The following is a 14,781-nucleotide window of genomic DNA, read 5'->3' as shown; positions in this document are numbered from 1 at the left end:
ACAGGCGCGCCGCTACATCATCGGGTTCCGTTCTCCGCGCAGGCCTGCGGGCACTGTTCCGCCCGATCCGATAACGATGATCGGCTTCTCAGCACTTCCCCGCTTCACGCGAAGGACTCCGGTTTCGGATGGCTGCCGCCAGGTCTGCGCGTTACGCGACAGCGCGGATCGATCAGCTAATCGTTGCATATTACAACTAAAGTTTAATGTTGACCATACGCATAACAGGATCAACATTTTAGCTAGATCACGCTTTTCAGCGGCTTTTGAGCAAGGATATTCGCTATGGCTTCCGAAGCTGACGACGCGTCGCTGCTCGACTCTACGCAGCAACGCTCGACCATTTACATCATTGCCACGATTGCAGCACTCGCTGGGCTTTTGTTCGGCATGGACATCGGCATCATTTCCGGCGCATTGCCGTGGATCAAGAAAACGTTCCATATCGGCGATGTAACGCAGGAGTTCATTGTCAGCTCGATGATGCTGGGTGCGGCATCGGGCGCGACCGCCAGCGGTTGGCTGTCCCGGAAATTCGGCCGCAAGGTTACTCTGACGGTCAGCGGCACGGTCTACATTCTGGGCGCAATCGGCTGTGCGCTTGCCGTTTCACCGGCGATGCTGATTGCCACGCGGGTCGTCCTGGGCCTGGCGGTGGGCATCTCTTCATACATCGCTCCGGTGTATCTTTCGGAAATCGCCCCGGAACGCATCCGTGGCACACTCATCTCCTTCTATCAGTTGATGATCATGGGCGGCATTTTTGTGGCCTACCTGGTGGACGCGGGGTTCAACTATCCCGGCGGCTGGCGTTGGATGCTCGGCGTTATCGCCATACCCGCGGCCATCATGGTGCTGGGCATGTACATCCTGCCGCGTAGCCCGCGCTGGCTCGCCAACAACCAGCGGCGCGACAAGGCCCGCAATGTGCTGATGCGCTTGCGTCAGGACGAGGAAACCGTCGACGCCGAAATGGCGCGTATTCAGCAAAGCACCGAACGCAATAATGAGGGCTGGCAACTGTTCCGCGAGGACAGGAATTTTCGCCGCTCTGTCGGCCTCGGCATGTTGTTGCAGTTCATGCAGCAGTTCACCGGCGCCAATGTGATCCTGTATTACGCGCCGCATATCTTGAAGATGGCGGGCTATAGCAGTTCAAACGAACAAATGTGGGGCACCGTACTCATCGGCCTGGTCATGACTTTGGCTACCCTGATCGCGATCACCTTCGTTGATCGCGTGGGGCGTAAACCGCTGCTGTATATTGGCTTTACGGTCATGGGCGCCTGCATGGCCCTGCTTGGGGTGCTGTACGCGATCGGCCTGCAGAGTCACCCGCTGCTGCAATACGGTGCTCTGGGCTTTCTGGCCATCTTCGTGATCAGCTACGCCATGTCGGCGGCGCCCATGGTCTGGATTCTGTGTTCGGAGATTCAGCCGCTGAAAGGCCGAGACTTCGGCGTGGCCTGCTCTACAGTTACCAACTGGCTGTCCAATTTCGTGATTGGCGTCACATTTCTGAGCCTGCTGAACGTGCTGGGCAATGCCAATACGTTCTGGTTGTATGCCGCGCTCAACTTCCTGTTCATCCTGTTCACGCTGTTGCTGATACCGGAAACCAAGGGCGTCTCACTGGAACAGATCGAAAACAACCTGTTCGACGGAAACCGCCTGCGGGCGCTCGGGGAATGAAGACGGACGACCCGGCACCGCGGGCGGCTGAAAGCACCGCCTTGCAGGTACCGGCTCGCAGGCTCAGTTTCGCTCATACGCTGTCGCGAGTGTAAAAGCGTCGTCTCGGCCGCGTTACATGAATCCGGGAGCTGTCGCCGGCGCGAGGTCGCGACCGCAATAGAGCGATAAGCCGCTGGTTTGCGCCGGGCTCTAAAGCACGATGGTGCGGTTGCCGCTGATCATGACCCGATCTTCCAGGTGGTGCCGCAGGCCGCGGGCGAGCACCGCTTTCTCGATATCCTTGCCGTAACGAATCAGATCGCGCACGGAGTCGGTATGGTCGACGCGGGTGACATCCTGATCGATGATCGGCCCCTCATCCAGGCTGGCGGTGACGTAATGGCAGGTGGCGCCGACCTGTTTCACACCGCGCCGGTACGCCTGCAGATACGGGGCAGCGCCGACGAAGCTGGGTAGAAAGCTGTGGTGGATGTTCAGCACCCGCCCGCGCAGCCGCTCACAGAGCGCGGTGGGCAGGATCTGCATGAAGCGCGCGAGAACCATCACTTCGCCTTCGGCCTCTTCGAACAATCGCTCGATTTCGGCGAAACCGGCAGCCTTGTCGGACTTGTCGATCGCCACATGGTGGAAGGGAATGCCGTGCCATTCGGTCAGCCCGCGCGCATCCTCGTGATTGGAAATCACACAGGGGATGTCGATGTCCAGTTCGCCCGACTGCCAGCGCTCCAGCAAATCGTAGAGACAATGCATCTGCCGCGATACCAGGATCACCACACGCTTTCTGACCGCGCTATCACTGATCTGCCAGTCCATGTCCATTTCCCGCGCGAGCGGTGCGAAGCGCTGCTGCAGAGCGTCCAGCTGGAACGGCAGCGAATCGGCACGCACTTCGACTCGCATGAAAAAACGACCGGACTCCTCATCGGAATGCTGGCTCGAGCGCAGAATCCAGCCGCCATGCTCGGCAATGAAGGTGGCGACACGCGCGACAATGCCGGTGCTATCCGGACAGGAAAAACGCAAGGTATAAAAACGGCTGCGGCTCATAAGACGTTACGCTCAGAACGGTATGGCTTTAAAAACAAAAGGTCGTAATCATGCGCCGGGATGGGCTGGCGTTTCGGATGCGTCGGTTGCAGCCGCCGCGGCAGGCGGCAACGCCACTTATCGCGTCGGCTCTGCCGGGATGGGAAGCCGGCGCGATAGCGCGGGGCGAAGCGCGCGAACTTACCCACGCAATCCGTGCCAGCCAGCTGTCGTAGCCATGGCCCGGAACGATAGTCACATAATGGGATGGAACATGCTCGGCGGTCGCACATCCGAAAGTCGGTGGCGGCAGGATAATGCGCCACGACTTCCGCAGCCAGAGCGCTGAACGCGGGGCCCCACACGACCCAGAGTGCATACCGCCGGACTGCCATGTTCTCGTTAGGGTCGGCCTGTCCGACCCCGCGCCATTGGATCCTGAATCCACTGGGCTTCGGAACTCATCACTAGGTGTGTAAAGCCACCAGGTTGTTCAGGCCGAGGGTGCTGATGGGTGTGTGGTAGTCGAGACTGGCATGGGGGCGATGCCAGTTATAGTCATGCAGCCAGTGGGGCAGATGGGCGGCACGCTGATCGGCGTTGTCATAGGCGCGAGCATAGGCCCATTCATGCAGCGCGGTCTGGATCAGCCGCTCGGCTTTGCCGTTGGTGCGCGGCCGGTAGGGCCGTGTCCTCTTGTGTTTGAGCCCGAGTCGCCGACAGGCCTTGGCGAAGACAGCCGACTTGTAACAGCCGCCGTTATCGGTCAGCACGCGGTCGAATCGTACGCCCAGGTGCCGGTAATAGCGCAAAGCGGCTATCAGGGCGCGAACGGCACTCGGTCCCGTTTCATCCGGCCAGATTGTCGCGTGACTGACGCGGCTGTGATCGTCGATGGCCACGTGGACATGGTCCCAGCCTGCGCCGCGTGAACGTCCGGCTTGTCGATTGCCGGTCACGCGGTGACCGGGGCGCTCGAAGCGGCCGAGCTTCTTGATATCGAGATGCAGCAGATCGCCGGGTGCCTCGCGGGTATAGCGCTTGACCGGCGGCGCGGGATCCAGCGCGGACAGTCGGTTCAGGTCGGCTCGCTGAAGCACGCGTGCGATCGTGGTCACGGGCACGCCCAGTTCGCGACTGATCGCGCGATAGATACGCCGCTCACGCCGCAAGGCCACGATCCGCTGCCGGGTTGCCTCGGATAGCCGATGGGGGCAACGAGCCGGTCGCGAACTGCGTTCATACAAGCCGGACTGACCGTGCTCGCGATATCGGGCCAGCCACTTGTAAGCGGTCCGCGCGCTCACGCCCATGGCCTGCGCCGCTTCGACCGGGCGCTGACCATGTTGAAGGATTCGACGGACCAACAGGTCTCGACCATGAACGGTCAAACGCGCATTCTTGTGGGTGTTCATCCGGGTCACTCCTGAAGCTTGAAGGATTCGACACCCATCAGTTTCAGGGCGGTCGGCTCGGATGAACAACCTACTGAAAGATCACATCTAGGTACGAAACTCAGCCGAACGGTTCTGTATTGCGCCCGTAACGCAGTAACGGAGACGCGTAGTGACAGCGGGTAACCGGCGTAGCCGATGCTTTGTGGGGCGCTCTTATTTCGGTTACCTCAGGACGAACACGAAAAGCAACTCGAAAATCCGCGTTAAAATTTATTTATCAGAGGCTTGCCAAGAGCAACGATAAGACCGTCCGCAACGAACGTGTTCAGGTCTCGGCTGACTCGGCCGGCTCGCTTTCGAGCAACCGGCGAATGGCATCGATCTCCAGTGTTTCCTGCGCCAGCAACTCCTCCGCCAGGCTGTCGAGCTTGTCCCGATTGTTCTGCAGCAGGTTGTACACTTGGCCCGAGATGCTGACGATCAGCTTGCGCATTTCAACATCAATCTGATGGGCGGTGTATTCGCTGAAGTCCCGTGGCCCGGGCATATCGTGGCCGAGAAACGGATGCGGCTCTCGCTGGCGATGTGAGACCGGACCGATCGATTCGTTCATGCCCCAATTCGCAACCATGCGTCTTGCCACTTGACTGACCTGCGCCAGATCCTGCTCCGCGCCGGTGGTGACTTCACCGAAAACCAGTCGTTCGGTCATGTGGCCGCCGAGCATCACGCCGATTCGATCGCAGAGGTCATGCTCCGACATGTTATAGCGATCTTCCCCGGGCGTTTGCTCCGTGGCACCCAACGCCCTGCCGCGCGGAATGATCGTGACCTTGTCCAACGGGTCCGCCCTGGGGAGCAGATACGCCATCAGCGCGTGACCCGACTCATGATAGGCCACGACGCGTTTTTCCTCATCGCTCAAGCCCACATCGCTTTCCGCCCCGAAAATCAGTCGATCGCGAGCGCTGTTGAGCATCGCCATGTCGATTTCCTCGCGCCGCTCGCGGCCGGCGAGCAGAGCGGCTTCGTTGAGCAGATTCTCGATGTCCGCCCCCGAAAAACCTGCGGTCCGGTCGGCCATAACAGCGAGGTCGACATCATCCGCCAGCGGCTTATCCTGCGCATGGACTCGCAGAATCGACTCGCGCGCCTTGCGCGAAGGCTTTTCCATGGTCACTTTGCGGTCGAAGCGACCGGGACGCATCAATGCGGGATCCAGCACATCGGGGCGATTGGTCGCCGCCAACACAACCACGGCGTCGTTATCATTGAAACCGCCCATCTCGGAGAGTATCTGGTTCAGGGTCTGTTCGCGCTCGTCGTTGCCGCCGCCCATACCGCTGCCGCGCGAGCGGCCGATCGAATCCAGTTCGTCGATGAAGATCAGGGACGGCGCTTCGGCCTTGGCGTTCTTGAACATGTCCCGCACACGGGCCGCGCCGACGCCGACAAACATCTCGATGAACTCCGAGCCGCTGATGCTGTAGAAAGGCACGTCGGCTTCGCCGGCGATGGCTTTGGCCAGCAGGGTCTTGCCCGTGCCTGGCGGCCCCATCATCAGGACACCGCGGGGGATACTGGCACCGAGTTTCCGGTAGCGCTGCGGCTCTTTCAGATAGTCGATGACTTCGCCCAGATCCCGCTTGGCATTATCGGCCCCGGCGACGTCCTCCATCTTGACGCCAGTACTGCGTTCGCGAAAACGCCGGGCCTTGGAGCGGCCCATGCCGAACATTCCCTGTGAACCGCCCATGCGCCGTTGCATGCGGTAAGAAAAATAGAATACGACGCCGAGAATCAGCACCCAGGGCAACAAGCTGATCAACAGCCTCTCCCACCAGGGATGCTGCGCTGTTTCGGCGGAAATCTGCACGTTATGCTGCTGCAACAGGTTGAGCAGTTTTTCGCCACCGAAGGGCGGCCTTGTGGTGGTGAACTTCTGACCCTGTTTTTTACCACGCGGATTCTGTTGTTCCGGTTTGGACGCCTTATTCTGCTTCGTTGTGCCGGCCCCCGACCCGGAGGACTGCTTCTGCGCTTTCAGCCGCCCCGATATATCGAGACCGCGAACAGTTACCGAGTTCACCCGATCATGACGCACAGCCTGTTCGAACTGGCTGAAAGTGAGGTGCTTGATGTGCCGTTGATGAACCGAATGGCCCCAGAAGAACGCGGCCACCATCGCCAACGCAATCCATATCAGAACTTGCCAACTCAGCCCCCGCGGCATATTCGGCTTATTGGGTTGTCGAGCGGATGTAGCCATCGGACCTCTATTCAACGACGGTATGCGGACATCTCGTTATATCTTAATCAACATAATGTGGTGACGAACCAGTGATTTCACTGAGTACCGGCGAGATCGGCACGACGCTGGCCAGGCGACCGGACCGGTCGCCGTCTTGATATGGGTCGCGTCGAAGCCCAAAAATTCCGCCGGGCAAGGTGCTAGCGGTGCAGTGGCGAGCCACGACCAGGGCGAGCAACGCGTTATGGCCGACGCGTAAAAATTTTCTTGATTACATAAAAACCCGACTTAAGGACTTACGCTGCGATTGCCTGCGCACTTGAAGCCGCAGCGTCTTGATCTTGCTTTTTATTTGCGTTCATTCGCGTGCATTTTCGGACCACCCGCTCTTGCTTATTCAGGCAGCTGCATTTCGCCCATAAGCAAGAAGATTTTCAGGAGGCCACCCCCTCGGGACTCCGGCCTCAGCAAATGACAATCGGCCGCAATCCAGCGTTGCCACTCGCCCGTTCTATTGGTTCAAATCATCGTCGGCCGCGGACATCGCGGTTCTCCGATGGTCGGCGCAGCAATCGCGCACACCGGGCCGATCGCAGGCTTTCAAGCGATCCATCCACGGCAGAACGCACACGCCCTGCTAAAACATAACCTTTTGATATGAAGGCATGATTCAAGCTTTGGATGTTGACGCACGTGATGGCGCCCGCCCCAAACTGTGGCCGTCGCTCGCGCGTGTCGCCGCTGGTCGGCGGAGCGCGATGCGCAGGCGCCCCTTTTTCGGACGCCCTGCATCTTATTGCGCACTGGATTATAGTTTGTTTCTATTTATTTCATTTTTACAATAGATTTAAACTTACGTCGAACCTGCGGCAGAATACGACTTCCGTTTTAGTCCTTTCGCATTACAGGAGTGGATATGTCGCTGATCAATACGTTCGTCAAACCCTTCAAGGCCACCGCTTATCACAACGGTGAGTTCGTCGAGGTCACTGAGGAGACGTTGAAAGGGCATTGGTCGGTGCTGTGCTTCTACCCCGCCGACTTCACGTTCGTGTGCCCGACCGAACTTGAGGACCTGGCCGATCTTTACGAGGAGTTTTCCTCGCGCGGCGTGGAGGTCTACGGCATCTCCTGCGATACCCACTTCGCGCACAAGGCCTGGCACGACACCTCGGATGCCATCAGCAAGGTGCAATACCCACTGATCGGCGACCCGACGGGCACCCTCGCCCGCAACTTCGAGGTGATGGTCGAGGATCAAGGCGTGGCCCTGCGCGGCACCTTCCTGATCAACCCCGAGGGCCAGATCAAGCTGTTCGAGGTCAACGACGAAGGCATTGGCCGCGACGCCAACGAGATGCTGCGCAAGGTGCGCGCCGCGCAGTACGTGGCCGCCCACCCGGACGAGGTCTGCCCGGCCAAGTGGAAGGAAGGCGAAGAAACGCTGAACCCATCGCTGGATCTGGTCGGCAAGATCTGATCCGTCGATAGCGAACCCTTTCCGGTTCCCCGCGACCGGCCCGGCGTGGCCGGTCGCTTTCGCAGTAATGGAGCGACCCTTTCATGCTGGATGACAACATCAAGCAACAGTTGACCGCGCACTTCGACAAGATCGCGCACGACATCGAAATCGTGGCATCGGTCGATGACGGTAAGGGCTCGGCCGACATGTTGTCGATGCTTGAGGAGCTCGCGGCTCTGTCGCCGAAGATCGCCCTGCACGAATCGCGCGATGACAACGAGCGCAAACCCTCGTTCAACGTCCGTCGCGCCGGCAGCGACATGCACATCCGCTTTGCCGGCATTCCCACCGGCCACGAATTTACCTCGCTGGTGCTGGCCCTGCTCCAGGCCGGCGGTCATCCGGTCAAGGCGAGCGATTCGGTGATCGCCCAGATCGAGAATCTCGACGGCGAGTTCCACTTCGAGACATATATCTCGCTGTCGTGCCAGATCTGCCCGGATGTGGTGCAGGCCATCAACGTGATGGCGGTCCTGAATCCCAATGTGCACGCCACCATGATCGATGGCGCCCATTTCCAGGATGAGGTCGAGTCCCGCGAGGTGATGGCGGTGCCCACGATCTTCCTGAACGGCGAGCCGTTCCACTCCGGCCGTATCAGTCTGGAAGAGATCGTCAACCGCATCGATGACAGCGCTGCCGAGCGAGATGCCGCCGAAATCGATGCCAAGGACGCCTTCGATGTGCTCGTGGTCGGCGGTGGGCCGGCCGGCGCCTCGGCCGCGGTCTATGCCGCACGCAAGGGCATTCGGACCGGCGTGGTGGCCGACCGTTTCGGCGGTCAGGTGCTCGATACCGCGGGGATCGAGAATTTCATCTCCGTGCCCGAAACCGAAGGGCCGAAACTCGCGACCCAGCTGGAACAGCATGTGCTGTCCTACGACGTGGACATCATGAAGCCGCAGACCGCGGCCGAACTCGTGCCGGGCGAACTGTTTGAAGTGAAGCTCGATTCCGGCGCCACCCTGCGCTCGCGTTCGGTGATTCTTTCAACCGGCGCGCGCTGGCGGCAGATGCAGGTGCCGGGCGAAGCCGAATACCGCAACCGCGGCGTGGCCTACTGCCCGCATTGCGACGGCCCGCTGTACAAGGGCAAGCATGTGGCGGTGATCGGCGGGGGCAACTCCGGCGTCGAGGCGGCGATTGATCTGTCCGGTCTCGTCAAGCACGTCACACTCATCGAGTTCGAAGACGAACTGCGGGCAGATGCGGTGCTGCAGCGCAAGCTGCACAGCCTGTCCAACGTCTCGATCCTCACCCACGCTCAGACCACCGAAGTGGTCGGCGACGGCAAGAAGGTCACCGGTCTGAAGTATCTGGACCGCGGCACCGACGAGCGGCACGAGATCGCGCTGGAAGGCGTGTTCGTCCAGATCGGCCTGATCCCGAACACCGATTGGCTCGAGGGCGTGGTCGATATGACCGATCGCGGCGAGATCATCACCGACGAACACGGCCAGACCTCGGTGCCCGGCGTGTTTGCTGCGGGCGATGTGACGACCGTGCCCTACAAGCAGATCGTCATCGCCATGGGCGAAGGCGCCACGGCTTCACTGGGCGCCTTCGACTATCTCATCCGCCATTCGGCGCCGGCCGAACAAGCCGAAACCGACCAACGCCAATCCCGGGTGGCCTGATCCGCAGGCAGACGCCCCGGCCCAGCGGCCCGCGATGACGCGGGCCGTTTTCATGGCCGGCACGTCAACGCGATAGCGGGCCCATCCGGCGTCGGACGGGTCATCCCGGGCCCGTGGTCATTACTGTTCGTGTCTCTGCCGCTACAGGCCGCGGCCAGTCAGCTGGCCGGCTCGCTGACGTGGCCGTTGTCGCAGGCCAGCAGGCGGGCATCGACATCGGCGAGCAACTGATTGTAGGCCTCCTCGCCCACCAGATCGCGGTCTCGTGCCTCGCGCAGGCGTTGGCGCTCGAATAACAGCAACCGCCGCCGGACACCGACGGTCTCCTGACGCAACAGATGTTCGCGGTCGAGTTCGGCCTGGGTCATCTGCGCTCCGGCTTCGCTGGCGCGCTGCTCGTATTCGGCTTTCACGGCATCCAGCGCCTCCGGTTCGAGGAGTCGGCCGTGCTGCAAGCCGCTGATCTCGGCAAGCACCTCGTCGGCCAGGTGGCGGCGCGCGCGTGCGAGTTCGTAGTCGCGGAGCGCGCCGTGACCGCTGACCACGCCGAGCCGGCGCGTGAGCGGGGTCATCGTCAGGCCCTGCACGAGGATCGAGACCAGCACCACGCCGAAGACCATATTGACGATGAGATTGCGTAGCGGCAGCGTGTCCGGAAGGCTCAGGACCAACACCATCGACAACGCGCCGCGCAGCCCGCCCCAGGTGAGCACCAGCGTCCAGGCCCGCGGGATACGCGCCCGGGTCATCGCCAGCACGCCGGATATACCGAAAATCACCAGACCGCGGGCCAGTGTGACCGCGAGATAGGCCACTACGATGATCGGCCAGATCTCCAGAAGCGTCCGCAGATGGATCGCGAACCCCATGAACAGAAAGATGAGTGAGTTCAGCGCGAACCCGAGGTAATCCCAGAACGTGCGGACCGCGATATAGGTCGTGGGCGACATGCCCCGGCGCGCACCGTAGTTGCCGCAGACCAGGCCGGCCGCCACGGTGCTGATCACGCCCGATACCCCGAGTTGATCGGCGGCCAGGAAGGAGCCGTACGCGGCGACGGTCATCAACATGACTTCCACCATCGCGGCGTCCACATAGCGAACCACCTGCGACGCCGCCAGACCGATAGCCAACCCCACGACGACGCCGCCACCGACTTCGCGCGCGAAGTCGACCACCAGGGCGCCGCCGGAGGGAACCTGCCCCATCAGCACCGCGAGTATCAGCGAGAAAAAGACGATGGACGTGCCGTCGTTGAGCAGGCTTTCGCCTTCCACCAGCAACGTCAGCCGGGCCGGCGCGCCCAGTTCACGGAACAGGGCCACCACGGAGATGGGATCGGTGGCCGCGATTGCGGCCCCGAAAAGCAGCGCCAGCGCCCATCCCACATGGGGCAGATACGACGTCAGCGCGCCGGCGAAAACAAGTAGCGCCGCGGTCAGGGCAATGGCCAGCAGCACCCCGGGAATCGCCAGCGCGAGAACCGCCAGGCGATCGCGCCAAAGATTTTCGAAATGGATATGGAACGCGGCCTCGAACACCAGGCCCGGCAGAAAGATCAGGAACAGCATCTCCCGCGTGAGCGCGGGCGCGTTGAACAGATGCAAGGCCCCCAGCAGCAGGCCGACAGGCACCAGCGCGACGGTGTACGGGATATTCAGACGCCGCGCCGCAATCGCAACCCCGGACGCGATCAGAAACATCAACAAAACGACGGACTCGGTGCGCATCCCGGTTCGAATCCCCGCTAACTTGAACTACCGGCGCCTCGACGCATGACGGGCGTTGCCATAGGTCATGTCCCCTGTCCGGTCAGCCAGGCACTGCGATGGCTGGCGCCCTCGCCGAGCAGTTTCGCCACCGTCTTGAACGTATCGTCCAGGCGTTGATCGAGCTGCCACGGCGGATTGAGCAGAACGAGCCCGCTGCCATGCATGCCGTATTCAGCGGCCGGAGTGCCAAGCCGCAGCTCGCTTTGCCAGAGCTTGGGAATGCCGGATTGGCGCAGACTCGCCAACAGGCGTTCGTGGCGCCGGGCGCCCAGTAACGGATACCAGATAACGACCACCGCGTGGCGCGCCTTGCGCACGATATGGCGCAGCGCCTTGGCGACGTCCTGGTATTCGTTCTTGAGCTCGTAGCTGGGATCGATCAGCACGCACAGGCGCGGCGTGTTCACCGGCAGCATTTTGCGCAGCCCTTCGAGCCCGTCGGCATGCAGACGCTGCTGGCGCTTGCCCGCAGACAGCGCTTCGGCCTCGAGCGCCTGGTGCTCGGCCGGGTGCAATTCGAACAGGGAGAGCTGATCCTGTTTTCGCTGCAGGTCGGCAAACCACCAGGGCGAGCCCGGATAGCGACGCAATACGGCCCCACCCTGCAACGTCGCGAGCCGCCCGATCCAGTCGCCGAGCGGAGAATCCACGGCAATAGCATCGCGCTGCGCCCACAGGCGGGCCACGCCGTTGCGATATTCGCCGTTTTTCTGCATGGCCTTGTCGGCCAATGGATACAGCCCCCGGCCGGCGTGGGTGTCGACCAGCGTGATGGCCGACTCCTTGCGCTGCAGCGACCGGAGCAACGTGTACAGGGCCAGGTGCTTGTGTACGTCGGCGAAATTGCCGGCGTGATAGGCGTGTTGGTAAGAGAGCATGAGAACGCGTTACGAAGCAGACCGCACAGCTTAGGTCTTGTTGCCGTTTCATACGAGGCCCGCGTTGGCACAGCGACCGCCTGGCAGGCCACTCTCCCCGGCTCGGACAGGCCACAAAGCCTGTCCCCCATCCGGATCGCCGGGAAGATCACGGGTCAGGCGCCCGCAGCGATCCCGTCGCTCCTTGGATCGGCGCCGCCCTCGAACCAGCCGTCCGGGCGGTGGATCACGGCGCCCGCGTGGCCCATGGTGTCGCTGAAGGCATCCGCCAGGATCTCGGTATCGTGGCCGGCGGCTCGCAGTTGTTCAACCAGATCGGCGCTGAAGCGCGATTCGAGTTTGAGCGTCGTACTGTTTTCGCCCCAGGTGCGGCCCAGCAACCAGCGCGGTGCGCTGATGGCCTGCTGGATGGGCTCACCGAAACGCGCGTAGCGCGTGAAGACGGCCGCCTGGGTCTGGGGCTGGCCTTCGCCGCCCATGGTGCCGTAGACCATGGTACGTCCATCGGCGAACCGGGCGAGCGCCGGGTTGAGTGTATGGAACGGGCGACGGCCCGGCGCCAGCGCCTGGCGCCCCTTCGCATCGAGACTGAAGCTTATACCGCGATTCTGCCAGAGCACGCCGGTGGACGGCGAGACGACGCCGGAGCCGAATTCCCAGTAGATGCTTTGAATGAAGCTCACGGCGCAGCCGTCGCCGTCGATGCAGCCCAGCCAGACGGTATCGCCGGGGGCGTCCGGTTGCGGCCAAGGCAACGCCTGGGCCGGATCGATCTGTGCGGCGAGCGTGTCGAGATGAGTATCGGTCAGCCAGGTCGACGGGTCCCGGGTCATCCAGGCCGGATCGGTGACTTCGCGATCGCGGACGAGAAACGCTTGCTTGGTGGCTTCGATCAGCCCGTGCAAGTGGGCGAAGCCCTCGCCCTCGGCCACGCCCAGACGGTCGAACAGGCCGAGAATCATCAGCGAGGCCAGACCTTGCGTCGGCGGCGGCAGGTTGTACACATCGGCATCGTGCAGGGCGACCGCGAGCGGCGCGACCTCGCGGGCGGCAAAGTCAGCCAAATCGCGGCGGCGCAACGGGCTGCCGGCGGCTTCGAGGTCGGCGGCCATGGCATCGGCGAGTGCGCCGCGGTAGAAGTCGTCCAGGCCGGCGCGCGCGAGCTGGTCGAGTGTATCGGCAAGCCGGCTCTGCTTGAGGACAGTACCGACGTCCGGCGGACGGCCGTCGATGAATAGATGCTCGGCAAAGCCGGGCACGCCCACCAGTTCGTCGTGCTTGGCAGCGCCGAGCGCGGCCTGGCTTCGAGTGACGGCGATGCCGTGGCGGGCATGTTCGGCCGCGTCGGCCAACAACCGCGACAAGGGCAGTCGCCCGCCCCATTCCTGGCTGATGGCCTGAGCACGCGTCCAGCCGCCCACGGTGCCGGCGACAGTGAGCGCGGCCAAAGGCCCGCGCGAGGGAATGGTGTCGTGACCGGCATAGAAGGCGCTATCAGCCTGGGCCACGGCGGGTCCGCAGGCGTCGATGGCGCGCGGCGCCTCGCCGGGGCGCGAGATCAGCCAGAAGCCGTCGCCGCCGATGGAATTCATATGCGGATAAACGACGGCGATGGCGGCGGCGCTGGCGATCATCGCCTCGATGGCATTACCGCCTTCGCGCAAGACATCGCGTCCGGCCTGCGCCGCCAGATGATGGGGCGCGACCACCATGCCGCGGCGACTGCGAAGCGTTTCTCGCATAATTTATTTCCTTCTGTTTCAACCGCCGAATAGATCAACAAACATACGCAACGATGTGAGCAGGAGGAATAGCGCAAACACCTGACGCAGTCGCAATGGGTTCACACTATGCGCCAACCGCGCGCCGACCGGGGCCATGAGCACCGTGACGGGCACGATCAGCGCAAAGCCGATCAGATTGACGTAGCCCAGGCTGCCCGGCGGCAGGTGGGGCGCACCGAGCCCGCTGATGACCATGCCCAGCGCGCCCGGCACGCTGATGATCAACCCGATGGCGGCGGCGGTCCCCACCGCCCGGCGCATGGGGACATCGAACAAACTCAGCAGCGGCACACTCAAGGTTCCGCCGCCGATACCCATCAGGCTGGAAAACCCACCGATCACGGCGCCGAGCGCCAACCGCGCCGGCTTGCCGGGCAAGCCCTCGGCCAACGCGGCGCTGGAGACGCGCAACGCCATGTTCACAGCCACGATTAACGCCACCACGGCGAACACGCCGGTGAGCACCGCGCCGCTGACCCACCCCGCCAGAGCGGTGCCCGCGAGTACGCCGGCCACCACGCCGGGCGCCAGCGAGCGGAGCAGACCGGGGTCGAGGCTGCCGCGCTGATAATGCGCGCGCGCCGACACGATCGAGGTGGGAATGATGGTCGCCAGCGAGGTGGCCACAGCCACGTGCATGCGGACGCCGCTATCGATGCCGAGCCATGCGAACAGGTTGTAGAGCACCGGCACGATAACGATACCGCCGCCGACACCGAGCAGCCCGGCCATCAGGCCAGCCACCAGGCCGGTCGCGAGCAGCGCACCGGCCAATGCGGCCAGCCAGAGCAGGCCATGGATGTCCATTGCGTGAATCAT

Annotated in this window: 10 protein-coding genes; 3 read left to right on the top strand and 7 right to left on the bottom strand. The window is 62.5% G+C overall.

Annotated elements, in window-relative coordinates; translation table 11 throughout:
* Positions 1 to 285: 285 nt before the first annotated feature.
* Positions 286 to 1,692 carry a sugar porter family MFS transporter gene (locus SALB1_RS12945; protein ID WP_109994246.1) on the top strand — a complete coding sequence of 469 codons (1,407 nt, stop codon included), beginning with the start codon at positions 286 to 288 and terminating at the stop codon, positions 1,690 to 1,692.
* Between the two features lie 192 nt (positions 1,693 to 1,884).
* Here SALB1_RS12945 and purU read toward each other — a convergent pair whose 3' ends face one another.
* The 3 genes from purU to ftsH all read right to left on the bottom strand — a co-directional run bounded on the left by purU (position 1,885) and on the right by ftsH (position 6,387).
* Positions 1,885 to 2,742: a formyltetrahydrofolate deformylase gene (gene purU, locus SALB1_RS12940; RefSeq protein WP_109994245.1), complete on the bottom strand. Its 858-nt coding sequence runs from the start codon at positions 2,740 to 2,742 to the stop codon at positions 1,885 to 1,887.
* Positions 2,743 to 3,188: 446 nt separating this feature from the next.
* Positions 3,189 to 4,136, bottom strand: coding sequence for an IS481 family transposase (locus SALB1_RS12935; RefSeq protein ID WP_109994244.1), 948 nt, complete (start codon positions 4,134 to 4,136; stop codon positions 3,189 to 3,191).
* 307 nt (positions 4,137 to 4,443) lie between these two features.
* Positions 4,444 to 6,387 (bottom strand): ATP-dependent zinc metalloprotease FtsH, encoded by a 1,944-nt coding sequence (gene ftsH / locus SALB1_RS12930; RefSeq protein WP_109994243.1) that lies wholly within the window; start codon positions 6,385 to 6,387, stop codon positions 4,444 to 4,446.
* 898 nt (positions 6,388 to 7,285) lie between these two features.
* Between ftsH and ahpC the strand changes: the two genes are divergently transcribed.
* Together ahpC and ahpF are read left to right on the top strand one after the other, a co-directional pair.
* On the top strand, positions 7,286 to 7,849 hold the full coding sequence (gene ahpC, locus SALB1_RS12925) for an alkyl hydroperoxide reductase subunit C (RefSeq protein ID WP_109994242.1): 564 nt from the start codon (positions 7,286 to 7,288) through the stop codon (positions 7,847 to 7,849).
* Between the two features lie 83 nt (positions 7,850 to 7,932).
* On the top strand, positions 7,933 to 9,528 hold the full coding sequence (gene ahpF / locus SALB1_RS12920) for an alkyl hydroperoxide reductase subunit F (RefSeq protein ID WP_109994241.1): 1,596 nt from the start codon (positions 7,933 to 7,935) through the stop codon (positions 9,526 to 9,528).
* 158 nt (positions 9,529 to 9,686) lie between these two features.
* Here the strand turns inward: ahpF and SALB1_RS12915 are convergent, their stop codons facing one another.
* The 4 genes from SALB1_RS12915 to SALB1_RS12900 form a co-directional block, all read right to left on the bottom strand.
* Entirely contained in the window at positions 9,687 to 11,258 is a 1,572-nt protein-coding gene (locus SALB1_RS12915; RefSeq protein ID WP_109994240.1) for a sodium:proton antiporter, read from the bottom strand.
* 65 nt (positions 11,259 to 11,323) lie between these two features.
* Entirely contained in the window at positions 11,324 to 12,178 is an 855-nt protein-coding gene (locus SALB1_RS12910) for a 23S rRNA (adenine(2030)-N(6))-methyltransferase RlmJ (protein WP_109994239.1), read from the bottom strand.
* Positions 12,179 to 12,333: 155 nt separating this feature from the next.
* Complete coding sequence (locus SALB1_RS12905) at positions 12,334 to 13,920, bottom strand: gamma-glutamyltransferase family protein (RefSeq protein WP_109994238.1); 1,587 nt, start codon at positions 13,918 to 13,920, stop codon at positions 12,334 to 12,336.
* An 18-nt stretch (positions 13,921 to 13,938) separates the two neighbouring features.
* Positions 13,939 to 14,781, bottom strand: a complete 843-nt coding sequence (locus SALB1_RS12900; RefSeq protein WP_199678797.1) for a sulfite exporter TauE/SafE family protein — start codon at positions 14,779 to 14,781, stop codon at positions 13,939 to 13,941.

The sequence above is a fragment of the Salinisphaera sp. LB1 genome (assembly GCF_003177035.1).
Lineage (GTDB): Bacteria > Pseudomonadota > Gammaproteobacteria > Nevskiales > Salinisphaeraceae > Salinisphaera.
This window is presented reverse-complemented; position numbering and strand designations above follow the sequence as displayed.

Coding starts and splice junctions, on each gene's coding strand:
- SALB1_RS12945 (WP_109994246.1), top strand. CDS start 286: ATGGCTTCCGAAGCTGACGACGCGTCGCTGCTCGACTCTACGCAGCAA.
- purU (WP_109994245.1), bottom strand. CDS start 2,742: ATGAGCCGCAGCCGTTTTTATACCTTGCGTTTTTCCTGTCCGGATAGC.
- SALB1_RS12935 (WP_109994244.1), bottom strand. CDS start 4,136: ATGAACACCCACAAGAATGCGCGTTTGACCGTTCATGGTCGAGACCTG.
- ftsH (WP_109994243.1), bottom strand. CDS start 6,387: ATGGCTACATCCGCTCGACAACCCAATAAGCCGAATATGCCGCGGGGG.
- ahpC (WP_109994242.1), top strand. CDS start 7,286: ATGTCGCTGATCAATACGTTCGTCAAACCCTTCAAGGCCACCGCTTAT.
- ahpF (WP_109994241.1), top strand. CDS start 7,933: ATGCTGGATGACAACATCAAGCAACAGTTGACCGCGCACTTCGACAAG.
- SALB1_RS12915 (WP_109994240.1), bottom strand. CDS start 11,258: ATGCGCACCGAGTCCGTCGTTTTGTTGATGTTTCTGATCGCGTCCGGG.
- SALB1_RS12910 (WP_109994239.1), bottom strand. CDS start 12,178: ATGCTCTCTTACCAACACGCCTATCACGCCGGCAATTTCGCCGACGTA.
- SALB1_RS12905 (WP_109994238.1), bottom strand. CDS start 13,920: ATGCGAGAAACGCTTCGCAGTCGCCGCGGCATGGTGGTCGCGCCCCAT.
- SALB1_RS12900 (WP_199678797.1), bottom strand. CDS start 14,781: ATGATTCACGCAATGGACATCCATGGCCTGCTCTGGCTGGCCGCATTG.